The organism is Inquilinus sp. CAU 1745 (genome assembly GCF_039839375.1).
In the GTDB taxonomy this organism is placed as follows: domain Bacteria; phylum Pseudomonadota; class Alphaproteobacteria; order DSM-16000; family Inquilinaceae; genus JBDOQU01.
Genome location: NZ_JBDOQU010000018.1, coordinates 83,628 through 106,117, shown reverse-complemented (window position 1 = coordinate 106,117; position 22,490 = coordinate 83,628). Strand labels below are relative to the sequence as shown.

18 protein-coding genes are annotated in these 22,490 nt (G+C 68.2%); 8 read left to right on the top strand and 10 right to left on the bottom strand.

All coding sequences use genetic code 11. From position 1 onward, the window contains the following. Nucleotides 1-45: 45 nt before the first annotated feature. Together raiA and ptsN are read left to right on the top strand one after the other, a co-directional pair. Complete coding sequence (gene raiA / locus AAFN89_RS18370; RefSeq protein WP_347540670.1) at nt 46-639, top strand: ribosome-associated translation inhibitor RaiA; 594 nt, start codon at nt 46-48, stop codon at nt 637-639. An 18-nt stretch (nt 640-657) separates the two neighbouring features. Next, a complete protein-coding gene (gene ptsN, locus AAFN89_RS18365) occupies nt 658-1,116 on the top strand; it encodes a PTS IIA-like nitrogen regulatory protein PtsN (RefSeq protein ID WP_347540669.1) in 459 nt (152 codons plus the stop codon). 83 nt (nt 1,117-1,199) lie between these two features. Here the strand turns inward: ptsN and AAFN89_RS18360 are convergent, their stop codons facing one another. After that, the gene (locus AAFN89_RS18360) at nt 1,200-1,436 is read right to left on the bottom strand and encodes a DUF1150 family protein (RefSeq protein ID WP_347540668.1); all 237 of its coding nucleotides are present in this window, start codon (nt 1,434-1,436) and stop codon (nt 1,200-1,202) included. 44 nt (nt 1,437-1,480) lie between these two features. Continuing rightward, nucleotides 1,481-1,951, bottom strand: coding sequence for an Hsp20 family protein (locus tag AAFN89_RS18355; RefSeq protein ID WP_347540667.1), 471 nt, complete (start codon nt 1,949-1,951; stop codon nt 1,481-1,483). A 207-nt stretch (nt 1,952-2,158) separates the two neighbouring features. On the opposite strand from AAFN89_RS18355, the gene AAFN89_RS18350 reads away from it, so the two are divergent. After that, the gene (locus AAFN89_RS18350) at nt 2,159-3,613 is read left to right on the top strand and encodes a hypothetical protein (RefSeq protein ID WP_347540666.1); all 1,455 of its coding nucleotides are present in this window, start codon (nt 2,159-2,161) and stop codon (nt 3,611-3,613) included. A 3-nt stretch (nt 3,614-3,616) separates the two neighbouring features. Here AAFN89_RS18350 and AAFN89_RS18345 read toward each other — a convergent pair whose 3' ends face one another. The 3 genes from AAFN89_RS18345 to AAFN89_RS18335 all read right to left on the bottom strand — a co-directional run bounded on the left by AAFN89_RS18345 (nt 3,617) and on the right by AAFN89_RS18335 (nt 6,172). Next, nucleotides 3,617-3,949 (bottom strand): transcriptional regulator, encoded by a 333-nt coding sequence (locus AAFN89_RS18345; RefSeq protein WP_347540665.1) that lies wholly within the window; start codon nt 3,947-3,949, stop codon nt 3,617-3,619. A gap of 109 nt (nt 3,950-4,058) precedes the next feature. Beyond that, the gene (locus AAFN89_RS18340) at nt 4,059-4,286 is read right to left on the bottom strand and encodes a hypothetical protein (RefSeq protein WP_347540664.1); all 228 of its coding nucleotides are present in this window, start codon (nt 4,284-4,286) and stop codon (nt 4,059-4,061) included. 44 nt (nt 4,287-4,330) lie between these two features. Then, on the bottom strand, nt 4,331-6,172 hold the full coding sequence (locus AAFN89_RS18335) for an adenylate/guanylate cyclase domain-containing protein (RefSeq protein WP_347540663.1): 1,842 nt from the start codon (nt 6,170-6,172) through the stop codon (nt 4,331-4,333). A 218-nt stretch (nt 6,173-6,390) separates the two neighbouring features. Here AAFN89_RS18335 and AAFN89_RS18330 point away from each other — a divergent pair, with 218 nt between their 5' ends. Continuing rightward, nucleotides 6,391-8,973: a PAS domain S-box protein gene (locus AAFN89_RS18330; RefSeq protein ID WP_347540662.1), complete on the top strand. Its 2,583-nt coding sequence runs from the start codon at nt 6,391-6,393 to the stop codon at nt 8,971-8,973. A gap of 10 nt (nt 8,974-8,983) precedes the next feature. Here AAFN89_RS18330 and fhuB read toward each other — a convergent pair whose 3' ends face one another. From fhuB to AAFN89_RS18310, 4 genes are read right to left on the bottom strand one after another with little or no spacing between them, the layout of a single operon-like run. After that, a complete protein-coding gene (fhuB, locus tag AAFN89_RS18325) occupies nt 8,984-10,978 on the bottom strand; it encodes a Fe(3+)-hydroxamate ABC transporter permease FhuB (RefSeq protein ID WP_347540661.1) in 1,995 nt (664 codons plus the stop codon). Beyond that, nucleotides 10,975-11,865 (bottom strand): iron-siderophore ABC transporter substrate-binding protein, encoded by an 891-nt coding sequence (locus tag AAFN89_RS18320; protein WP_347540660.1) that lies wholly within the window; start codon nt 11,863-11,865, stop codon nt 10,975-10,977. The genes fhuB and AAFN89_RS18320 overlap by 4 nt, the downstream gene beginning before the upstream one ends. Next, complete coding sequence (locus AAFN89_RS18315) at nt 11,855-12,631, bottom strand: ATP-binding cassette domain-containing protein (protein ID WP_347540659.1); 777 nt, start codon at nt 12,629-12,631, stop codon at nt 11,855-11,857. The genes AAFN89_RS18320 and AAFN89_RS18315 overlap by 11 nt, the downstream gene beginning before the upstream one ends. Nucleotides 12,632-12,635: 4 nt before the next feature. Then, nucleotides 12,636-14,753: a TonB-dependent siderophore receptor gene (locus tag AAFN89_RS18310; RefSeq protein ID WP_347540658.1), complete on the bottom strand. Its 2,118-nt coding sequence runs from the start codon at nt 14,751-14,753 to the stop codon at nt 12,636-12,638. Between the two features lie 125 nt (nt 14,754-14,878). Here AAFN89_RS18310 and fhuF point away from each other — a divergent pair, with 125 nt between their 5' ends. After that, the gene (gene fhuF / locus AAFN89_RS18305) at nt 14,879-15,640 is read left to right on the top strand and encodes a siderophore-iron reductase FhuF (protein WP_347540657.1); all 762 of its coding nucleotides are present in this window, start codon (nt 14,879-14,881) and stop codon (nt 15,638-15,640) included. Between the two features lie 81 nt (nt 15,641-15,721). On the opposite strand, the gene AAFN89_RS18300 is transcribed toward fhuF, so the two are convergent. Further along, on the bottom strand, nt 15,722-16,750 hold the full coding sequence (locus tag AAFN89_RS18300) for a glycosyltransferase (protein WP_347540656.1): 1,029 nt from the start codon (nt 16,748-16,750) through the stop codon (nt 15,722-15,724). A 261-nt stretch (nt 16,751-17,011) separates the two neighbouring features. Here AAFN89_RS18300 and nirB point away from each other — a divergent pair, with 261 nt between their 5' ends. The 3 genes from nirB to AAFN89_RS18285 are packed head-to-tail and all read left to right on the top strand — an operon-like array spanning nt 17,012 to nt 22,480. Then, nucleotides 17,012-19,471, top strand: a complete 2,460-nt coding sequence (nirB, locus tag AAFN89_RS18295) for a nitrite reductase large subunit NirB (RefSeq protein ID WP_347540655.1) — start codon at nt 17,012-17,014, stop codon at nt 19,469-19,471. A 10-nt stretch (nt 19,472-19,481) separates the two neighbouring features. Further along, nucleotides 19,482-19,811 (top strand): nitrite reductase small subunit NirD, encoded by a 330-nt coding sequence (nirD, locus tag AAFN89_RS18290; RefSeq protein ID WP_347540654.1) that lies wholly within the window; start codon nt 19,482-19,484, stop codon nt 19,809-19,811. Nucleotides 19,812-19,819: 8 nt separating this feature from the next. Continuing rightward, nucleotides 19,820-22,480 (top strand): molybdopterin-dependent oxidoreductase, encoded by a 2,661-nt coding sequence (locus AAFN89_RS18285; RefSeq protein WP_347540653.1) that lies wholly within the window; start codon nt 19,820-19,822, stop codon nt 22,478-22,480. Nucleotides 22,481-22,490: the final 10 nt, after the last annotated feature.

Here is a 22,490-nt window from a genome sequence, read left to right as displayed (position 1 = left end):
CCGCCCGACTTCGACTACAGCGTTGACAGTTCCGGAAATCTGGCTATGCAGCTCTCCGTCAAAGGTAAGCAACTTGACGTGGGCGACGCCCTGAGAACCCACATCGCCGAGAGCCTCAACACCACCGCAGCGAAGTATTTCGGCAACCCCCTGGACGCCAGCGTCGTGCTGTCGCGGGAGGCCCATTTCTTCCGCGCGGACGTGTCCGTCCATGTCGGCCGCAATATCCTGATGCAGAGCAACGCCGAGGGCGGGGACGCCTATCAGGCGTTCGATCAGGCCGCGGAGAAGATCGGCAAGCGGCTGCGCCGCTACAAGCGCCGGCTCAAGGACCACCACAAGCCCAATGGGGCCTCGGCCCCGGAAGACGCCCTGTCGGCCCGCAGCTATGTGCTGGAGGCCGGCGGCGAGGGTGAAATGGACGGCGATGAATCGTCCCAACCCGTCGTCGTCGCAGAGATGACGACCCCCATCGAAACCCTGACGGTAAGCGACGCCGTCATGCGCCTCGACCTCGGCGACCTGCCGGCGCTGATGTTCCGCAATGTCAGCCATGGCGGCCTGAACATGATCTACCGCCGGCCGGACGGGAATGTCGGCTGGGTCGACCCGCGCGGCACCAAGGAGACCAGCGCCTGACGGGCGCCGATCCCACCCATGATAGAATTCCTGAATTCCCCTTGCGTGATCGCCCCTCTGAAGGCGACCAGCAAGAAGCAGGCTCTGCAAGAGCTGGCGCGCCAGGCCGCCGAACTGACCGGCGAGCATGAACGCGCCATCTTCGACGTGCTGCTGGAGCGTGAGCGGCTGGGCACCACCGGCGTCGGGCGCGGCATCGCGATCCCGCACGGCAAGCTGCCGGGCCTCGACCGCGTCTACGGCATCTTCGCCCGGCTGGAGCGGCCGATCGATTTCGACGCGATAGACGACCAGCCGGTCGACCTCATCTTCCTGCTGCTGGCCCCGGAGAATGCGGGGGCGGACCATCTGAAGGCGCTGGCCCGCGTCAGCCGCCTGCTGCGGGATGAGAGACTCTGCGAAAAGCTGCGCGGCTGTGAATCCCCCGACGCCATGCTGGCGCTGGTCAGCGATCGCGAAGCCGTCAACGCGGCCTGATCCCGAACCTCACTCAGCAACGAAAAAGCCCGGCAACCTTTCGGCTGCCGGGCTTTTCCTTGCGTCTGCGATGGCCGGGCCCATCAATGGGCGCTGACCGGCTCCAGATCGTTCTGCCGGACGACGGCGAAGGCGATCTCGCGGTCGGGCAGCACCGTCAGGGGCGTGCCGTCGGCCGCGTGGATGGCGAATGTGATGCCGCCCTCATCGTCGGGGATCGGCTTCACATAGGCGATCTCATGGACGCCGTAGCCGGCGAAATCGACTGCGGACATGGTGCGCGACAGGCGCACATTCTGGGTATTCTGCTGTTCGGTCATGGCTTCGACCCTCCTGGCGGGTTCGGGCGATGAGAAGGGGCGGATCAGGCCGCGCCCTTGTTGGAGTCGGTGGCGATGTCGATGGAAGGCGGCCGCGCGGATTGTGCAGGCGTCTTGATCGCGATCGTCTTCACCTTCGACACGGGCTCGGGCCGGCGGAGATCGATGGAGAGAAGCCCGTTGTCCAGGGACGCGCCCGCGACCTCTATCCCGTCCGCCAGCACGAAGGAACGCTGGAACTGACGGGCCGCGATGCCGCGGTGGATATATACCCGATCCTTCTCGTCGACCTGCTTGCCGCGCACGACAAGCTGGTTGTTCTCAAGGAAGACGGTCAATTCGTCGGTGCGGAAGCCGGCAACCGCCAGCGTGATCCTGAGACCGTCTTCGCTGGTCTGCTCGATATTGTACGGCGGATATCCGTCGGCGGATGCCTTCGCGACGCGATCGACCGTGCGCTCGAACTGTTCGAACCCCAGAAGCAGGGGGCTGTTGAAAAGCGATAACCGGGTCAAGTTTCCAGTCTCCTCCAATGAGCGAGATATCGGCCGGAACCGATGGTGGCCCGGATGACCGGCGCCGTGACGCGGCCCGCCTGGGCGCCGCGTCATCACATATGTGGGCGGCATCGCACCGCTAATCAAGAAACTCGGTCGCATCCCCTTTCGTGCCACAAGACCCGTTAAATCTTCCTTGGGATGTTGGCTGCTAGGCGATCGGTCATGACTCCGATCGCCCTTTCCGTCATCGATGACGACATCCGCACCCGCTATGCCCGCAACATGGGCAAGTTCGCCAGCTTCTTCCTCAACTGGATCAAGTTCGACGAGAATTCCGCACGGCTGTTCGCCGCCGTCGGCGGCAATGGAGAGAACTACCTGCAGTTCCGGCTCCGCCAGCATGACGTGATCGAGGCGATGGTGGTGATGGACACCGCGCGCGCCTACTGGCGCGAACAGAACCAGCCGGAGCGCATCCACGGCTTCCTCAACCATGAGGATTCCGAGGGCAACGGCATCTGGCACTATCTCGCCGACACGCTGCGCCGGAACGAGGGGCGGGAGACGCTTCGCATGGCGACGACGCTGCTCAAGCTCGATGTCAGCTTCGCCCGGCTGAACCGCAACGGCATCAGCCCGCTGGGCAAGATGCTTCTGCCGACGCCCAAATGGCAGTCGCTGAACGCGCTGATCGCGACCAAGCACCTGTCCATGGCCGACATCGAACGGGCCGTCGCCGAACAGGCGAAGGAGAAGCCGATCCTGGCCCATTTCATGACCACGATCTTCGCCAGCGACTTGGGCGACAATCGCGGGCTCCTGTCCCAGCACATGCTGAAGCAATCCGTCGCCGCCCAGACCGACGCGGATTTGCGGGCCGCTACCTGCCGGCTCTTCTTCGACTATGTCGACGCCAGCGACGGCACGACCGCCTTCTTCAAGCTGATCGCCGCGACCAATCACGGCATGTTCGACGATCTGCTGCGCCTCCTCCTCCAGAACACGGAGGAGACGCTGACCGCCATGGCCCCGCCGGACGTGGCGACGAAGAAGGCCTACCGCCAGATGATCCTCTGCCGCCGGCTGCTGCTGCGCGACAAGAAGGGCGAAGGCATCCTCTTCAAGGCTCTGGCGGCCGGCAAGCACGCCCATATGCGCAAGCTGACCTCGCTGCTGCTCAACGACGATCTTGTGGTCCGGAAGCTGGTGCGGGGCGAACCCGTACGGCAGCCGCTGACGGTGGAGAAATCCTCTCCCGCGCCCTCGAACCCGCTCCTCTCCCTGCTGCTCCAGCGCGCGGGCGACGGCGACACAGTCTTCCACCGCGCCCTCGCCTCGGGCGACCAGTCGGCTCTGGAGGGCTTCTTCTACAACATGCCGTCGAACGACGTGTTCGCCATCATGACGGCCCTGCCGAACCGCGCCGGCCTGACCCTGGCCGACCTATGCGCGCCAGAGAAGGCGAAGGCGAAGCTGGTCCGCGCCGGCCAGGCCGGCCGCATCGACGCCGCCGGCGCGAAAGCAGCGTTGCGCGCGGCGCTGGCCGTCCCTCCCGAAACAGCCACCTTCGTCATCCGAAAGATCGCGGAGATCGAGGCCCTGGCCGCCGACACCGCCCACGCCACCGCCACCCCCCTCCCGCCCAGCTTCGACCTGGCGAAGGCGGCGATGGTGTGAGCGTCAGCCGACGAGACGGAGCCGCTCCGGCTCGACCCTGAAACGCAAACCTTCGCGCCGCTCCAGCTCGCGGAGGACGGTGGAAAGGTTCATAAGCTGCGGATTGCCGCGAGGACCAAACATTCTCATCAGATTCTTGGGGTCGATCTTCACCGCCTGCCCCAGATTTTCGAATCCGACCGTCGCATTGATGTAATCGCGAATCAGGACCTTGCCGACATCGGCCTCCCCGGCGATGAACGCTTCCACGGCTTCTCCCAGCAGGGCCGCGCGGAACTCCGGATCGCGCTCCGCGCGCGCTTTCACCGTTTCCTTGAAATTCCGGGAAAGGGGCATAAGGCCTACTCCTTGATCTTCTTCCGCCGTTTGTAGTCGGCCCAACGCGCCTGGGCCGTAGCGATATTCGCCTGCTGCCGCACCTTCGATCCGCCACCCAGCAGGATGATCATCCTACGCCATCGAATCCTGCATAGATCCGGAGTCCTGGCCCCCAATCTATCCGCCACTCCAGAACCCCTTTCCCCACCGGCTTGAGGTTCGACCGGTTCCCGGCCTCCAGCCGCGCCACGACGACAACCACCTTCGCCGCATGGGCAGAAGGGAGGGCATCGAACCAATCGTCGAAAGGGCGATTTCCCGCGTCGTCTTCGTAGACTTCGACGATGGTTTCCATAAAGTATCTTTTATGATACTATAACTGGCTGCACAAGCAATCCCCTACGGCTCCAGCCGGAAGATCTCCACCGTGCCGGAGCGGCCGCGCAGGGCGTGGGGGCCTAGGGGCCTGGCCGGGCAGATGTCGCCACCGGCCGCCTTCAGCGTCTCCGCGCTGGTCAGGATCAGGCATTCCTCATCGTCGCGCTGGAGTTCGGCCGCCAGCGAATCGATGCGGGCAGCCGTGTTCACCGTGTCCCCGACGATCGTGTAGTTGATCCGGGAGGGGGAGCCGATATTGCCCACCACGGCCGGCCCGGTATGGACACTGACGCGCAGCCGGATCGGCGGGCGGTCCTCCTCTTCGGGATCGCAGACGGCGGTGGCATGGAAGATGTCCCTGGCGGCCCTGAGCGCGCGGGCGGCATGGTCCGGCTGCGCCTCGGGCGCGCCCCAGAAGGCCATCACCGCGTCGCCGATGAACTTGTCGACAGTGCCGCCTTCCTTCTCGATGCAGCCGGCGATCAGCGCGAAATGGTCGTTCAGCAGCCGCGCCGTCTCCGCCGCGCTCATGGTTTCCGACAACCGGCTGAAGCCGCGGATGTCGGTGAACATCACCGTCATAATCCGGTCCTCCGACGCCAGATCAGCGGTCGGCCCGATGCGCATCAGTCGGGCGACCAGCGTCCTGGGCACGTAGGTTTCGAACCAGCGCAGCCCCACGATCATAGAGTTGAACGCGCTGGCCGCCGCCGCCAGCTCCCGGAACCGGCTGTCAGGCAACGGCTGGGCGCGCGACAGGTCCAGCGTCGCCAGCCCCGTCGCCGCATCCGCCAGCCGCCTGATCTTCCGGCTGATCGGCATCCCGATCAGCAGGGCGAACAGGACGGCGATCACCAGGATGACCAGCCCTACCGCGCCGGTCATGCCGAAGCGGCGAAGCTCCTCCGTCACCTCCTCCGCCGGGAACAGGATGCCCACGGTCCAGGGCCGGCTGCCATAGCTCGCCATCGGCCGGGTCAGCAGGATATGGTCCCCCGGCAGTTCGGTGACGGAGAAGTCGCCGACATCCTCCCGCTGCCACTCCTCCGTGTTCCAGAGCTGCGCCAGGATCGGATCCCCGACCTCGTCATAGCGCGGCAACGGGATGTCCCGCCCGTCCGACGACATGTCGAAATCCATCTCCGTCAGCGCCGGATGGGCCAGGAGATGGGTGTCGTCGAACAGGACGAAGGCGTTGGTCCCCGTCTCCATCCGCAGTTCGGCGAGAAAGGCCGAAAGGTCGGCGAGCGACACGCCGATGATGATCAGGCCGTAGAACTCTCCGTCCCGCTCCACCGGGTGCTGGAGGGCGATCAGCGTGGTGTCCAGGTCGGGAACCCAGACCGGGTCGGTCCAGAAGGTGATCTCCCGGGCGATCGCTTCGTTCATCACCTTCTCCAGTTCGCCCGTCTCCTCCAGCCGTCGGTATTCCGTCATCATCCGACCGTCGAACCGGCCAACCCGGAGGCTGTTCAGGTCGCGGTCGATGAAGGCGATGCCGGTCACCTGCGGCGTTGCCGCCAGCGCCGCCCGGAAACTGTCGAACATGCGCGCCGAATCACCTTCCGACAGCTCCCCTTCCTCGATCAGCCGGGCGAGGAAAGCGGCCTGGTCGACGATCGGGTCGAGCTGGTGGCGGATCCGGACGGTCACATTGTCCAGCGTCAGCGTCGCCTTGTCCCGCAGCAGGGAGAGCGTGTTGACCCCGGCGCTCAACAGCCCCAGCGCCAGGACGGAGGCGACGGCGACCAGCATCAGCGTCCCGAACCCGGCGACCAGCACGGTCGCGATCGGCAGCCTCATCCGCCGTTTAGGGGCGGCCTCGGGATGGCTGGTCGCAGAGGGCGGATCGGAACGATCCATGATGGGCTGGCCTCTGAAGGTGTGGCGTTCGGCGCGCGTTCTACCATGCCTTCCCGGACGGCGGGCGCAACTAACGATTTATTTGCGAATCCGGATCAGACTCCGCTCGCCTTTGGGGAGAATGGCGCCGATCCGCGCCGGAAGGGACGTTCACGAGTGATGGAGACCGCCAGGCGGACTGCCATATGCCGCACCCTGCGCGGCGTCATGGGCCGGCCATGACCCTGAGCGAGATCGACGCGCCCGGCATGGCGTCGCCGGCCGTTCCGGCGCGGGAGCTGCCCGGCGGCCACCGCGCGCTCGACCGGGCGGCGGCGCTGGCGGCCCGGGTCACCGGCATGCCGATGGCGGCCATCGCCCTGTTCGACAGCGCGCCGCGATTCGCCGCCCATGCCGGGGTGGACCTCTCCGCCGTGCCGCTGGCGGGCAGCCTGAGCGCCCATGTCGCGGAACGGCGGACGCCCCTGGTCGTATCCGACACCCGGGCCCATCCGGACTTCGCCGGCTGGCCGACCGTCACCGGCCCGCCCTTCATCCGCTCCTATGCCGGCGCTCCGCTGATAGGGCCGGACGGACGGATTTTCGGCACGCTCTGCGTCTTCGCTCCGGACCCCGATCCGGAGCTGGGGAGCGAGGACATAGAGCTGCTGAAGACCCTGGCCGAGTTGGTAGCCGACGGGTTCGAGAGGCGTCGCGTCAACCATGCGCTGAAGGACGAGCTTGCCTCCCGCCGGCGGATCGAGCGGCAGCTCAAGCTGCAGGGCGACTGCACCGCCGCGGTGGCGGAGGAACGCAACGTCGCCGACGCGCTGGGCGCCCTGCTGCGCGTGCTGGCGGTCCATGTCGGCGCGGCCACCGGCCAGGCCTGGCTCCTGGACCCCGAAGAGGGCCGCTGCATCCTCCAGAAGGCCTGGTGCCGGCCGGAACCCGCCTTCGATTCGCTGAAGGCCGCGATGGAAGCCTATGCGGGCCCCACAGAACGCCTGACGACCGGCCAGGCGCTGCTGGCGGGCCGCACGGTGATCGTGCAGGACCTGGCGTCGCTGAACCAGGACGCATACACGCTTATCCCGATCGCCCGGACGGCGGGCCTGAAGAGCCTCATCAGCATTCCGTTCGGCATGGGCGGCCAGCGCTTCGGCCTGACCTTCATGTTCGATCGCGAGGGGCTGGACCTGAACGAGCTGGCGGGGATGATATCCCTGCCGGCCGGGCGGGTGGCGGACCTGCTGCTGCGCAAGCGGTCGGAGGAGCAGCTAGCCCTTCTCCAATCGGTGGTCCTGAACGCGACCGACGCCGTGCTGGTCACCGACGCCCGCCTGCGGATCGTCTACGCCAACCCCGCCTTCGAACGGTCCACCGGCCACGCCCTGGCCGATATCCTCAACCGCAGCCCGAACTTCCTCCATGGGCCGGAGACGGACCGCGCCGCCATCCGGGCGCTGAAAAAGGCGCTGGGCCGGTCCCGCTCCGTCAAGGCGGAGATGGCGAACTACCGCAAGGACGGAACGATCTTCTGGGTCGAGGTCGACATCTCGCCCCTGTTCGACGGCGGCGGCCGGTTGACCCATTGGATCGCCATCCGTCACGACGTGACCGCCCGCCGCGAGGCGGAGCAGGCGCGCCGGCGGAGCGAAGACCTGCTGCGGCTGGTCGTCGAACAGCGCACGGCCACGCTGGACGCCTTGCCGGCCCATGTCGCGCTGGTCGACGGCGACGGCATCATCGTCTTCGTCAACGGTCCCTGGCGACGCTTCGTCGACGCCCGGGGGAAGGGAAACGGCGACAGGCTGATCGGCGCCCACTATCTCGATCCCGACCGCCCGACCCACAGCGGCGGCAATGCCGGCATGTCCGGCCACCGCGCGGTCATCATGCGCGGGCTGGAAGAGGTGATGGAGCGGCGGCAGCCGCTGTTCGAGCATGAATATGAATGCCACGTGGACGGTCAGCGGCGGTTCTTCCGATACATGGCGGCCCCGATCTCCGCCGGGCGGAAGGACGGCGCGGTGGTCATGCATGTCGACATGACCCAGGCCCGCGAGGCGGCGGAGCATCTGATCCAGGCGAAGGAGATGGCGGAATCCGCCAACCGCGCCAAATCCGATTTCCTGGCCAATATGAGCCATGAACTGAGGACGCCGCTGAACGCCATCATCGGTCTGTCGGAGATGATCGAGGGGTCGATCCTCGGCCCCCAGGGCGCGGACAAGTATGTGGAGTATGCCGGCGACATCCATCGCAGCGGCGTCCATCTGCTGTCGATCATCAACGACATACTGGATCTGGCGAAGATCGAGGCGCGGACGCCCGACCTGAACGAGGAGAAGATATCGCCGGCCCATCTGGTGCGGGGCGCGCTGCGGATGGTGGAGCCCCGGGCCAGCGCCGCCGGCGTCGCGATCAACTGGGACAGCGCCGCGACGGTCGGCGCCAGCCTGATGGGCGACGAGCGGCTGCTGAAGCAGGTGCTGATCAACCTGCTCTCCAACGCGGTGAAGTTCTCGAGCGCCGGCGACGCCGTGACGATCAAGACGCTGCTGGATGCGGAAGGCGACCTTCGTTTCCGGGTGATCGACCGGGGAATCGGCATGGCGGCCGAGGACATCCCCCTGGCGCTGGAGCCGTTCCGCCAGCTCGGCGCCACACTGGACAAGCGCTATGAGGGCACGGGCCTGGGCCTGCCGCTCGCCAAGCGGTTCGCGGAGATCCATGGCGGGCGGCTGGAGATCCTGTCCGCCGAGGGCGAAGGCGCCACCGTCGAGCTGGTGCTGCCGGCCGCCCGGGTGATAGCCGGCTGACAGTCCCCGGTCAGCCGCCGCCGGGCCGGCCCTTCCGCCCCAGCAGCAGCAAGAGGAACGGCGCGCCGACCAGGGCGGAGAGCAGTCCCGCCGGAAGCTGGTAGGGGAAGGCGAGATTCCGGCCCAGCCAGTCGGCCAGGACCATCAGCGCCGCGCCGCCGATCGCGGCCCCGGCCAGTTGCGGCCCGCCGCGCCTCAACCCCAGTTCCCGCGCGATGTGCGGCGACATCAACCCGATGAAGCTGAGCGGCCCGACGACCAGCGTCGCCGCCGCCGTCAGCCCCGCCGCGACGAGATAGAGCGCGAGCCGAGCGCCCCCCACCGGCACGCCCAGCGCCCCCGCCGTGACCGGCCCGAGGGGCAGGAGGTCGAGCCATCGCCGGCCCAGCAGCGTCAGCGCGGTCAGGACTGTTCCCGAGGCCAGGCAGACGAACGCGGCGGTCCAGCCCGTGCCGTAGGTCGATCCGCTCATCTGGGCCAGCATCTGGAACGCGCGCGGGTCCCCGGTCGCCGCCAGCGCCCCGACCAGCGCGTCCAGCATGGCGACAAGCGCGATCCCGGCGAGCAGCACCCGTTCCGGCACCATGCCCGACCGGCCGCCCATCGCGACCACCGCCGCCAGCACCGCGACCGCTCCGACGGCGGCGAAGGTGACCTGCTGGCCGTAGCTGGGCGCGGCGACGAGGTAGAGCGCCGCCATGATGCCGAGCATCGCGCCGACGCTGACGCCCAGCATCTCCGGGCTCGCCATCTCATTGCCGGTCAGCCGCTGGATGATCAGGCCGGCGATCGCCAGCATGCCGCCGGCGGCGAGCGAGGCGACGATCCGTGGTGCGCGCCAGGGCAGGATCGCCTGCCAGTCGCCGATACCCGCCCATGCCCATCCGCCGTCCGGCGACCGGCCGAACAGCAGCGCCGAGACCAGCAGCGCTGAAAAGGCAATCAGGAGGAAGATCGGCAGCAGCGCGCCGGGCCGCTTCGTCCACGCGCGCGCACCGGTCTCCATCCCGACGCGCATCCGGCCGATCGCCCTCAGCCGGGGCAGCAGGAACAGCAGCAGCGGCGACCCGAACAGGGCGGTGACCGCGCCGGTCGGCAGGAAGGCCTGGAGCGGCCCGGCGACAAGCTGGATCAGCTCGTCCGTCAGCCACAGCAGCGCCGCCCCGATGATCGCCGACCAGAAGAGCCGGCTGCCGAACCGGCGCGCCCCCGCCAGCCGCGCGACTGTCGGCGCGATAAGCCCTATGAAGCCGATCACGCCGACGGCGCTGGCCACGACGGCGCTGAGGCCGACGGCGACGACGATGCCGGCCACCCGGATCGTCCGCGGCGACAGGCCGAGGGCGCGGGTTCCGGCTTCGCCCAGATCCATCAGCGCCAACGGCCGCAGCAGCAGAAGGGCCGCCAGGAAAAGGATTCCGAGCCGGGGCAGCAGGGAGAGCGGGATCGTCCAGTCCTGCTGTGCCAGCGATCCCGATCCCCAGATGAACAGGCTGGCCAGATACTGCTCGTTCAGCAGCACCAGCAGCGACCTCATCGCCCCGCAATAGAGGGCGACGATCAGCCCCGCCAGCACGACGGAAATGGGAGAGAAGCCGCGCCGGGACGCGAGCCCCAGCACGACCAGCGCGGACAGGCCGCTGCCGGCGAGAGCCACAATGTCGCGGCCGAAGACGAAGAGCGCCGGCATGAACAGCGTCGCCAGCGCCAGCGCCAGATTGGCCCCGGCGGAGAAGCCGAGCGTCGTCGGCGAGGCGAGCGGATTGCGCGTCGCCTGCTGGAGGATCGCGCCGGCCAGCGCCAGCGCGGCGCCGCAAAGCAGTGCGGTGGCCAGCCTCGGCAGGGTGGAATAGAGCAGCACCAGCCGGTCGACATCGAAACCGGCGGCGGGCTGGGAGAGCCGGAGCAGTTCCGGGCCGATCAGCAGCCATGTGACGAGCGCCGCCGCCGAGGCCAGCGGGACGGCGACCAGCGCCGGTCCGGCGATCTCCATCCGCCGGGTCATGTCCCCGCCTCCACAAGATGGTCGGTGATGAGGGAGGCGAAGCGGAGCGCCGCCGGGACCATGCCGAACATCAGGGTGCTGGGCAGCGTCGAGACCCGGCCCTCCCGGACGAAGGGCAGTTGCGTCCAGAGCGGACTGTGGTCGAGCGTCGGCAGCACGTCCGGCGGGATCGGCTCGAACGAGACGAGGCGCAGGTCGGGCGAGGCGGTGGCCAGCATCTCGATGCCGATGGTCTGGAACCCCCAATCGTTGGATGGCCCCGTCCAGGCGTTCTCCAGCCCCAGCCGGTCGAGCACGCCCTGATAGAGGCTGCCCCCGCCATAGATCCGCGCGTGCCGGGCATCCATGAAGTTGACGAGCGCCAGCGGCGGCGCGTCGATTCCAGAGAGCCGCGCGGCGCAGTCCGACAGGAAGCGGTCGGCTCGCCCGATATAGGCTTCGGCCGCGTCCGGCCGGCCGATCAGCGCGCCGATGTCGCGCGTCGCCGCCACGGAAAGCGCCAGCGGCCGCCGCTCGGCGGTATAGATGCCATAGATCTCCACCGGCGCGATCCGCTCCAGCAGCGGCGTCAGATGGGCGACGTAGGGGGTCGCCAGAATGAGGTCTGGGTCCAGCGCGGCCAGAACCTCGACATTGACCTCCCGGTCCAGCCCGACATCCGCCACCTCCGGCGGCAGTTCCGGTTCGACCACCCATTTGTGCCATTCGACGGCTCCGGCGACCCCGACCGGCGTGACGCCGAGCGCCAGCAGCGTCGTCGCCAGCCCGTAATCCAGCGAGACGATCCTTTCCGGAACTGGCTCCGCGGCCCGAAGGGGCCAGGGCGCGACGGCCGCGCACGCGCACCCGGCGACGAAGGCGCGCCGGCCGAATTCCTTAGAGAACATAGGTCAGCGGCGTCCCGTCCTTCGGATGGGGCATGACATCCATGGCGACGCCATAGATGTCGTGGAGCGTTTCCGGAATCATCAGCGCCTCCGGCGCGCCTCCCGCGACCAGCGCGCCATCCTTCAGCGCGTGGAGCCGGTCGCAGAACCGGGCCGCCATGTTGATGTCGTGCAGCACGATCAGGACGGTCAGTCCGCGATCGTGGCTGAGCGTCCGGATCAGCGTCAGGATCTCCACCTGATGGGCCATGTCCAGCGCCGATGTCGGCTCGTCCAGGAGCAGGCATCCGGCATCCTGCGCGACCATCATCGCGATCCAGGCCCGCTGGCGCTCGCCGCCCGAAAGCGTCGCCACCGCGCGGCCGGCCAGTGGCGCGATGCCGGTCAACTCCATGGCGTCCGCCGTCAGCCGCCGGTCGGTGTCGCTGAACCGGCCGAACGCGCCGTGCCAGGGATAGCGGCCATGGGCCACCAGTTCCCCCACCGTCAGGTCCAGCCCCTGCGGCGTCTCCTGCGGCAGATAGGCGACCTTGCGCGCGAAGTCCCGCCGGCTCCACGCCTCCAGCGGCCGGCCGTCCAGCGAGACCGAGCCCGCCGTCGGCGCCTGCTGCCGCGCCAGCAGCTTCAGCAGGGTCGACTTGCCGGACCCGTTCTGGCCGATCAGCCCGGTGACGCGGCCGGGCTCCACCGTGAGATCGAGGGGATGCAGAAGCTCCCTCCCCTCCACGGCGAAGCCGAGGCCGCGAGTCTCGAATGCGACCTCCATCCGATCAGAACCGGTAGCGCAGGCTGCCGATGACCATGCGCCCCTCGTCTATGTAGCAGTAGCCGGCGGAGCAGACCTGCTTGCGCTCGTCCAGCAGGTTGGTGACGTTGAGCTGGACCTGCGCCCCTTCCAGCCGCGGGCTGAGCGCGCCGAGGTCGTAATGGATCGCGCCGTCCAGCAGCACGCGCGCGTCATTCTCGAATGTGTTCAGATCGTCGCCATAACTTTCGCCGACATAGCGGACGCCCCCGCCGAAGCCCAGCCCCTCGGCGACTCCTGACGGAATGGTGTAGTCGGCGTAGAGAGAGGCGGTGTGATAGGGCGTGCTGCTGAGCGTGTTTCCCTCCGCGCCCGTCACACCCTCCAGGATCTCCATGTTCACATAGGAATAGGAGGCGATCAGGTTCAGCCCGTTGTCCAGCGACGTCGCGATCTCGAATTCGAAACCGCGGGATTGCAGGTCGAGCTGCACCTGCTCGTTGACGCCGGAGGAGGCGTCGAACACCACGCCGTCGGTCTGCTCGATGTCGAACAGGGCCGCCGTGGCGACCGCGTTGACATTCGGGAACTCATATTTCAGCCCGATCTCCTTCTGCTCACCCACGGTCGGCGCGGCGGGGGTGCCGTCGACCAGTTCGCCGACATTCGGGGTGAAGGAGGTGGTGTAGTTGACGTAGGGGATCAGCCCGAAATCCGTCCGGTAGGAGAGGCCGGCCCGCCAGGAGAACTGGGTGTCGTCCTGCTCCTCCACCGTGCGGCCGCCGGACCCGTCCGGCGATTCGGTGTCGCCATAGAGCCAGTCATGCCGGCCGCCCAGCGTCAGGGCCCACGGGCCCAGCCGCATCTCGTCCTGGGCATAGATTCCGAGCTGGAGGATATCCTGCGCCGCAGTGAAGGTGAGCGGCAGCGTGTCGCCACCTGTGGGTACCGGGGCGAACGCCGTCTGCTGGCTCTGATCGTAGGTGACGTAGCCTATGTCGAAGCCGGTCAGGAAGGTATGCTGCACCGGGCCTGTGTCGACCAGCGCCTGGACATGGTTGTCGGCGACGAAGGAATAGACTTCCTCGGCGTTCCGCCCCGCCATCCGGCTGACGGTGTCGCCCGAGATTCCGGTGACATAGGCATATTCCAGATCGTTGTCGACATGGGAGAAGCGGGATTTCTGGCGCACCGTGAAAACATCGTTGATGCGGTGTTCGAATTCCCAGCCGATGCGCTGCTGCTGCTGGCGGAAATCGTTGAACTCCGGATCGCCGCCATAGAGGTCGGTCACGCCGTTCGCGTCATTGACGTAGATCGCGGTGCCGCCGACGGTCGAGTCCATCACCTCGCCCAGCAGCGTCAGCGTGGTGTCGTCATTGGGCCGGAAGGTCAGCGCCGGGGCGAAATAGAGCCGGTCGTCGGGAAAACCTTCGATCTCCGTCCCGGAATCGCGCGCCACGCCGGTCAGGCGGTAAAGCACCGATCCGCTCTCCGTCGCCGGGCCGGAAATGTCGAAATTGCCCTGGTAACGGTCATGGCTGCCGATCTGGACCTCGACCTCCCGGAACGGGGCCGCCGTGGGCCGCTTGGTCATCAGATTGACCAGCCCGCCGGCGCTGCTGGCGCCGTAGAGCGTGGAGGATGGCCCCTTGAGGATCGTGATGCCTTCCAGCCCGTAGGGTTCTGTCCGGAACAGGCTGGTCGGGCCGTTGAATTCCCGTAAGCCGTCGCGGAAGACGCCGTTATAGGTCGCGGCGAAGCCGCGCACGAAGAAGGCGTTGAATCGCGGATCGAAGCCGAACGCCCCGGTGCGCACGCCCGGAACGTAGTTCAGCGCCTCCAGCAGGGTACGCGGGTTGCGGTCGTCTAGCTGGTCCTCGGTGACGACCGAGATCGATTGCGGCACCCGAAGCAGGTTGTTGTCGGTCTTCGACCCGATCTGGCCTTCCGTCGCGACATAGCCGTCCTGGACCAGTATGTCGTCGCTTTCCGCATCCCCCGTCACCTCGATCCGGTCCAGCACCATCGTTTCCCCGCCCGCGTCGGCTTCCTGGGCCAACGCCCCGGAGGAGAGGGGGAACAGGGCCGCCGTCGCCAGAAGCGCCAGGCGGCAGGAGCGGAGGGAGGATAGGGGAAGCAAAAGGAGAATCCTTCTCGTGTTCCGGGGTTGATGTTCCGGGGCCGCGATCGGCGCGGCACTCGACATTGCGCGGCGCAATTGATAATGACTTTCAAAGTCAATGCAATTGAGAATTGCTATCAGCAATGTTTGCGATGAACGCGATGGCGGAACCGTCGGCCCCGGATGAGCCGATTGCGGACGACCGGCTTCTCGAACGGGTGCTGACGGGATCGTTCGCCCACCTTGCCGGCCGGATCGCCATCGCGCCGCCGGGGCCGCGCGCGGTCGCGGCCGCGCGGCTGCTGGATGGCCCGGCGCTTGCGGAGGCGCTAGATCTGCAAGCCGCCCCGTTCGGTGACGCCGACCGCCGGGCCGTCGCCTCCCTATGGTCGCAATATTATTTCGGGGCGCTGATCGGGGCCGTCGCCGCCATCGGCATGGCCGGCGGACGGACGGCGCTGCCGATCGATCCTGACGCGGCGGGAATCGTCCTCGAAGGCGGCTTGCCGGCGGGGCTCGTCCTGCCCCATGCCGGCCGAACCGCGCGCCCGTCGGAGGCGGCGCGGGATTTCATCGCCCTCTTCCGCTCCCACCTGTCGCCCATGGTCGACCGGCTGTCGGCCCACGCGAAGGCCTCCCCCCGCCTCTTCTGGGGCAACGCCGCCGCGGTCCTGGGCTGGGCGCTGGGGGAAGCCTGCGCCATGCGGCCGGAGGCCGGCGATCCCGCCCTCCTGCGGCAATTGCTGCTGGAAGACGCGCAGTGGCCGGACGGCGGCCCCAATCCGCTCGTCGGCGCGCTCAAATCCTGCGATGACCCGGCCGTCGCCGTCCGCCGGGTCTGCTGCGTCCGCTACCTCCTCCCCGGAATCCCCGGCTGCGGCCCGATCTGCCCGCTGGGGCGGTAAGTTGTTTTTATTGGTCATTCCCGACTTGATCGGGAATCCATAGGCCGGCGCCGCGCCGCCGGCGCCGAACGACCGGGGCCTTCAACGGCCGCCGACGATCCTTTCGAAGAAATCCCGGTACTGCCGGACCACGACCTCGCGGGTGAAGCGGGCGCGATAGGCCGCCTCCCCCGCCACGGCCAGCCGGTCGCGCAATTCCCTGTCGGCGACCACGCGGTTGAGCGCGGCGGCCATCGCCTCGACATCGTCGATCGGGGTAAGAAGCCCCGTCGCCCCGTCCTCGATCAGTGATTCCGGCCCGGCCGACCGGGCGGCGACCACCGCCCGCCCGTGCGCCCAGCCTTCGATCACCACATTGCCCAGCGGTTCGTGGCGCGACGGGCAGACGAAGATGTCAGCCGCCGCGAACAGCGCCGAGACATCCTCCCGCCAGCCCAGGAAGCGCACCCGGCCGGCGACCCCTGCCTCGACCGCCAGCGCCTCCAGCATCCGCCGGTCGGGCCCGTCGCCCGCCAGCCACAGCCAGGCGCGCTCCACCTTCGCCATCGCCTTCAGCAGCGTGTCGAACGCCTTGTTCGGATGCAGCCGGCCCAGCGCCAGGATCAGCGGCGCGTCGGCCGGCGTGTCGAATTCGGCTCGCGGAACCGCCGGCAGGGGTCGCGTCTCCACGAAATTCGGCAGGTAATGCGCTCGGTCCGCCGGCCAGCCCTCCCGCACCAGATAATCGACGATGTCCCGCGTATTGCCGATCAGATGATCGCAATGGCGGTAGTATTTCAGATTGTAGTAGCCGCCCAGCCGGGCGACGCGCAGCCACGGCCCGCGCGGGGAGATCGCGGTGGCGCGGTTCATCCAGCTCAACACGATGTCGGGATCGTAGCGCCGGCAAGCGGCCGCCAGCCGCCACCTTGTCGCCAGGTCCAGCGGCCCGCCGAAGCGCAGGTCCAGCGGCGACAGCCCGGCCTCCCGAAGCGCCGTCATCCGCTCCGGCGCGCCGCGCAACGTGACCTGCTGGTCGATCCCGGCATCGGCCAGCGCCGTCACCAGCCGGGTGAAGAAGGCCTCGGCCCCGCCATGCCGGCCGCCGGCCATGACCTGCATCACTTTCATGGCCTGGATCGTCCCCCGCGTCAGCCGCTGAATGCGATCCTGATAACAGAGCGGCTCCGGAAGGGGCAACGCCGGGGGATGCAGGAAAATTCGGCAGCGATTGCTGCAATGCACAAAATCGCGCCAGTTAGGAAATTGCACAAAAATCGGTCAGCCATTTCAACTACCTGAAAGGACTGGTGAATTCGGCCCGCCTCCGTCTGGCACGCCGCTTGTAACCGGAAGGACAGCACGGAAGCACGGACCCGGAGGCTCCCCCCAATGACCGGCACACGACAAAAGCTCGTCATCATCGGCAACGGCATGGCGCCGGGGCGGATGCTGGAACATCTGTTCGAGGCCGCGCCCGATTCCTACGACGTCACCATCTTCAATGCCGAGCCGAGGGTTAATTACGACCGGATCATGCTGTCCCCCGTCCTGGCCGGGGAGAAATCGTTCGAGGAGATCATCATCCATGGCGACGGCTGGTACATCGACCATGGCGTGATGCTCTACAAGGGCCATCGGGTCGTCGGGATCGACCGCACGGCCCGCACCGTCCGGTCGGAGCACGGGCAGGTCGCGCCCTATGACAAGCTGGTGATCGCCACGGGCTCCGTCCCCTTCGTCCTGCCGGTGCCGGGCAGGGAACTGGCGGGCGTGCTGACCTATCGCGACCTGGACGATGTGAACGCCATGATGCTGGCGGCCAGGGCGCGCGGGAAAGCGGTGGTAATCGGCGGCGGTCTCCTGGGGCTGGAGGCGGCGGCCGGCCTGCTGGAGCAGGGCATGTCGGTGACGGTCCTCCACCTGATGCCGACGCTGATGGAACGGCAGCTCGATCCCGCGGCCGGCTACCTGCTGCAGCGGGAGATCGAGCGGCGGGGGATAAAGGTCGTCACCGGGGCCAGCACGACGGAAATCCTGGGCGAAGGCCGGGTCCGCGCCGTCCGGCTTTCCGACGGGACGGAGATCCCCGCCGACCTCGTGGTCATGGCCGCCGGCATCCGCCCCAACGCCGCCTTGGCCGCCGAGGCCGGGCTGGAGGTCAATCGCGGCATCGTCGTCGACGGCCATATGCGGACCAGCGATCCCGACATCCTGTCGCTGGGGGAATGCGCGGAGGTCGGGGGCGTCTGCTACGGGCTGGTCGCGCCGCTCTACCAGATGGCCAACGTCGCCGCCGCCCATCTTGCCGGGCAGGACGGCGCGCCCTTCTCCGCCGCCGCCACCGCGACCCGGCTGAAGGTGAACGGCATTGATCTCTATTCCGCCGGGGATTTCGCGGAGGGGGAGGACCGGCAGGAGATCGTGCTGCGCGACGCCGCATCCGGGCTCTACCGCCGCCTCGTCCTCAAGGACGATCGGATCGTCGGGATCGTCCTCTATGGCGATACGGGCGACGGGCCCTGGTTCTTCGACCTCATGAGGAACGGCGTCGACATCTCCGCGATGCGGGAGACGCTGATCTTCGGCCAGGCCTGGCAGGGCGACGGGAAGCCCGATCCCCTCGCCGCCGTGGCGGCCCTGCCCAACGAGGCGGAGATCTGCGGATGCAACGGCGTCTGCAAGGGCAGGATCGCCAGCGCGATCTCCGATCTGGGGCTAACCTCGCTGGAGGAGGTGCGTGCCCACACCAAGGCCTCGGCCTCCTGCGGCGCGTGTACGGGGCTGGTCGAACAGCTTCTCGGCTTTGCGCTCGGCGACGGCTACGATCCGGGAGCGGTCGCGCCGATCTGCGGTTGCACCGGCCTCGGCCATGGCGATGTGCGCCGGCTGATCCGCGCGAAGGGCCTCAAGACCATCCCGCAGGCGATGCAGGAGCTGGAGTGGAAGACCTCCTGCGGCTGCGCGAAGTGCCGGCCGGCGCTCAACTACTATCTCGTCTGCGACTGGCCGGAGGATTACGCCGACGATTACCAGTCGCGCTTCATCAACGAACGCGCCCACGCCAACATCCAGAAGGACGGCACCTATTCGGTGGTGCCGCGCATGTGGGGCGGCATGACCAGTTCCCATGAGCTGCGCGCCATCGCCGACGTGGTCGACAAGTTCGCCATCCCGGCGGTCAAGGTGACCGGCGGCCAGCGGATCGACATGCTGGGCATCCGGAAGGAGGACCTTCCGGCGGTCTGGGCCGATCTGGGGAAGGCCGGCTTCGTCTCCGGCCATGCCTACGCCAAGGGGCTGCGCACGGTGAAGACCTGCGTCGGGACCGACTGGTGCCGCTTCGGCACGCAGGATTCCACCGGCCTCGGCATCCGGATCGAGAAGTTCATGTGGGGATCCTGGACCCCGGCCAAGGTCAAGATGGCCGTCTCCGGCTGCCCCCGGAACTGCGCGGAGGCGACCTGCAAGGATGTCGGCATCGTCTGCGTCGACAGCGGGTTCGAGATCCATTTCGCCGGCGCGGCGGGGCTGGACATAAGGGGGACGGAAGTTCTGGGCCTCGTGAAGACGGAGGATGAGGCGCTGGAGCATGTCGTGGCGCTGGTCCAGATGTACCGGGAGCAGGGGCACTATCTGGAGCGGATCTACAAATGGGCCGCCCGTGTCGGCATTCCCGAAATCCGCCGCCAGATCATGGAGGATGACGACCGCCGCCGCGCCTTCTTCGGCCGCTTCGTCTTCAGCCAGAAATTCGCCCAGGCCGATCCGTGGTCGGAGCGCGCGTCCGGCAAGGACAAGCATGAATTCCGGCCGATGGCGTCCATCGGCGTTTCCCAGGCCGCGGAATAGGGCGACGCGCATGACCGGCTGGATCGAGATCGGGGCGCTGGACGATATCCCCCGGCGCGGCGCGCGCTGCGTTTCGACGCCGGGCGGGCGGATCGCCATCTTCCGCACGGCGGAGGACCGGATCTTCGCGACGGAGGATCGCTGTCCGCATCGCGGCGGGCCGCTGAGCCAGGGCATCGTCCATGGCGCGGCCGTCACCTGCCCGCTGCACAATTGGGTGATCTCGCTTGAGACCGGACAGGCGATGGGGGCCGACGAAGGATCGGTGAGGACGATCCCGGCCCGGGTCGAGGACGGCCGCATCTTCATCGCCCCCGAAGCCGCCGGCCGGGCGGCCTGAAGGCGGCGATGCCCTCGCCCCTCCCGGTCAGGACCACCTGTCCCTATTGCGGCGTCGGCTGCGGCATTCTCGCCGGCCGGGACGCCGACGGCGCCGTCTCGATCGCGGGCGATCCGGATCATCCGGCCAATCAGGGCCGTCTCTGCTCCAAGGGATCGGCGCTCGCCGACACGCTGTCGCTGGAGGAGAGGCTGCTGCGGCCGGTCGTCCATGGCCGGGAGACGGGCTGGGACGAGGCGCTTTCCGCCGTCGCTTCGGGCTTCGCGGAGACGATGGCGCGGCACGGCCCGGACAGCGTCGCCTTCTACGTCTCCGGCCAGTTGCAGACGGAGGATTACTACGTCGCCAACAAGCTGATGAAGGGCTGGTTCGGCACGGCGAACATCGACACCAACTCCCGCCTCTGCATGGCCTCATCGGTCGCGGGACACCGCCGCGCCTTCGGGTCGGACACCGTGCCCGGCTGCTATGAGGATCTGGACGAGACCGACCTGGCGGTGGTGACGGGCTCGAACCTCGCCTGGTGCCACCCGGTCCTGTTTCAGCGGCTGCTGGCCGCGCGGGAGCGGCGGGGGACGAAGATCGTCGTCATCGACCCGCGCCGCACCGTGACCGCCGAGGCCGCCGACCTGCACCTGCCGCTCGCGCCGGGAAGCGACGTCGCGCTGTTCAACGGGCTGCTGGCCCATCTGCGCGAGGCGGGCGCAATCGAGCACGGTTTCGTCCGCGACCATACTTCCGGGCTGGAGGCGGCGCTGGACTGCGCTCGGCGGACGACCCTCGCCGAAACCGTCCGCATCACGGGCCTGCCGGAGAGGCTTCTGGAGGAATTCTTCCGGCTGTTCGCCGCCACGCCGCGCACGGTCACGCTCTATTCGCAAGGGGTGAACCAGTCCTCCAGCGGCGTCGACAAGGTCAACGCCATCATCAACTGCCATCTGCTGACGGGCAGGATCGGCAAGCCGGGAACAGGCCCCTTCTCCCTCACCGGCCAGCCCAACGCCATGGGTGGACGGGAGGTCGGGGGCCTTGCCAACGCGCTGGCCGCCCACACCGATATCGAGAACCCCCGCCACCGGGCGCTGGTCCGGTCCTTCTGGGACAGCCCCGCGATCCCGCAACGCCCCGGGCTCAAGGCGGTAGACCTCTTCCGCGCCGTGGGGGACGGGCGGATCAAGGCGGTCTGGATCATGGCGACCAATCCCGTCGACAGCCTGCCGGACGCGGACAGGGTGGCGGCCGCCCTGCGCGATTGTCCGCTGGTGGTGGTCTCGGACATGGCCCGCGATACCGACACCACCCGCCACGCCGATATCCTCCTTCCCGCCGCGGGCTGGGGGGAGAAGGACGGCACGGTCACCAATTCCGAACGGCGCATATCCCGCCAGCGCCGGTTCCTCGACCCACCGGGGGAGACGCAGCCGGACTGGTGGATCATCTGCCAAATCGCCCGGCGGATGGGCTTCTCCGGCTTCGACTACGATTCCCCGGCGGAGATCTTCGACGAGCATTGCCGGCTGACCGCCTTCCTGAAGGACGGCGCGCGGGACCTCGACCTGTCCGGCCTCGCCGGGCTGGGCGCGGAAGGCTACGATTCGCTGGAACCGGTCCAGTGGCCCGTGACCGGGCGCGACCGGAAGGAATCGAAACGCTTCTTCGGGTCGGGCGGCTTCTTCACCGGCGACCGCCGCGCCCGTTTCGCGCCGGTCTCGCACCGCCCGCCAGCCTCCGCGACGGGACCGGACTATCCCCTGCTGCTCAATACCGGCCGCATCCGCGACCAGTGGCACAGCATGACCCGCACCGGAAAGGCGACGCGGTTGATGGCCCATCTGGCGGAGCCGTTCATCGAAATCCATCCCCGCGACGCCGCCCGTCACGGCCTCCCTGACGTTGCCATCGCGCGGGTGGAAAGCAGTCACGGATCGGCCCTGCTGCAGGTGACGGTGACCGACGCCGTAAGGCCGGGGGAGGCGTTCGCGCCGATCCACTGGACAGACCGGTTCGCCGCCCGCGCCCGGATCGGCGCGCTGTTCCCGCCGCATGTCGACCCGATCTCCGGCCAGCCGGAATCGAAGGCGACGCCGGTCAGGGTCTCGCCGTTCGTCGCCCGCTGGCGCGGTTACGGGCTGACGCGGGAGCGGCCGTCGCCCGATCGCGACCTCTATTGGGCGGCGTCCCCCGTGGAGGGCGGCTGGCAGATCGAATTCGCCGGGACCGACCGGCCGGAGAATTGGGAGGAGGAGGCCGCCCGGCTCCTTGGCCTCCGAATCCGCCCGGAGGATCTGCTGGTCTTCCACGACCCGACGGCAGGGCTCTACCGGCTGGCGGCGTTCGAGGGCGATCGCCTGACGGCCGCGCTCTTCATTTCCGCCGGTCCGGTCGCGATCTCCCGCTTCTGGGCGATCGCGCAGCTTGCCGCGACCTTCCGCCCCGCAATGCGCCTGCAGGCCATCGCCGGCCAGGGCGGCAGGGCGATGCCGGATAAGGGGCCGATCCTCTGCGCCTGCCTGAATGTGGGCGTGAAGGAAATCGCGGCCGCGCTCGCCGGCGGGGCCGGCACGGTCGAGGCGATCGGCGCGGCGACCCGCGCCGGCACCGGCTGCGGCGCCTGCCGCGCCGAAATCAGGGGGATGATCGATGCATATGCCAGCCAGGCCGCCGAGTGACCGCGCCCTC

Excerpts from the sequence above, each read along its gene's own strand:
- raiA (WP_347540670.1), top strand. The coding sequence starts at position 46 with ATGCAGCTCTCCGTCAAAGGTAAGCAACTTGACGTGGGCGACGCCCTG.
- ptsN (WP_347540669.1), top strand. The coding sequence starts at position 658 with ATGATAGAATTCCTGAATTCCCCTTGCGTGATCGCCCCTCTGAAGGCG.
- AAFN89_RS18360 (WP_347540668.1), bottom strand. The coding sequence starts at position 1,436 with ATGACCGAACAGCAGAATACCCAGAATGTGCGCCTGTCGCGCACCATG.
- AAFN89_RS18350 (WP_347540666.1), top strand. The coding sequence starts at position 2,159 with ATGACTCCGATCGCCCTTTCCGTCATCGATGACGACATCCGCACCCGC.
- AAFN89_RS18345 (WP_347540665.1), bottom strand. The coding sequence starts at position 3,949 with ATGCCCCTTTCCCGGAATTTCAAGGAAACGGTGAAAGCGCGCGCGGAG.
- AAFN89_RS18340 (WP_347540664.1), bottom strand. The coding sequence starts at position 4,286 with ATGGAAACCATCGTCGAAGTCTACGAAGACGACGCGGGAAATCGCCCT.
- AAFN89_RS18335 (WP_347540663.1), bottom strand. The coding sequence starts at position 6,172 with ATGGATCGTTCCGATCCGCCCTCTGCGACCAGCCATCCCGAGGCCGCC.
- AAFN89_RS18330 (WP_347540662.1), top strand. The coding sequence starts at position 6,391 with ATGACCCTGAGCGAGATCGACGCGCCCGGCATGGCGTCGCCGGCCGTT.
- fhuB (WP_347540661.1), bottom strand. The coding sequence starts at position 10,978 with ATGACCCGGCGGATGGAGATCGCCGGACCGGCGCTGGTCGCCGTCCCG.
- AAFN89_RS18320 (WP_347540660.1), bottom strand. The coding sequence starts at position 11,865 with ATGTTCTCTAAGGAATTCGGCCGGCGCGCCTTCGTCGCCGGGTGCGCG.
- AAFN89_RS18315 (WP_347540659.1), bottom strand. The coding sequence starts at position 12,631 with ATGGAGGTCGCATTCGAGACTCGCGGCCTCGGCTTCGCCGTGGAGGGG.
- fhuF (WP_347540657.1), top strand. The coding sequence starts at position 14,879 with ATGTTTGCGATGAACGCGATGGCGGAACCGTCGGCCCCGGATGAGCCG.
- AAFN89_RS18300 (WP_347540656.1), bottom strand. The coding sequence starts at position 16,750 with ATGAAAGTGATGCAGGTCATGGCCGGCGGCCGGCATGGCGGGGCCGAG.
- nirB (WP_347540655.1), top strand. The coding sequence starts at position 17,012 with ATGACCGGCACACGACAAAAGCTCGTCATCATCGGCAACGGCATGGCG.
- nirD (WP_347540654.1), top strand. The coding sequence starts at position 19,482 with ATGACCGGCTGGATCGAGATCGGGGCGCTGGACGATATCCCCCGGCGC.
- AAFN89_RS18285 (WP_347540653.1), top strand. The coding sequence starts at position 19,820 with ATGCCCTCGCCCCTCCCGGTCAGGACCACCTGTCCCTATTGCGGCGTC.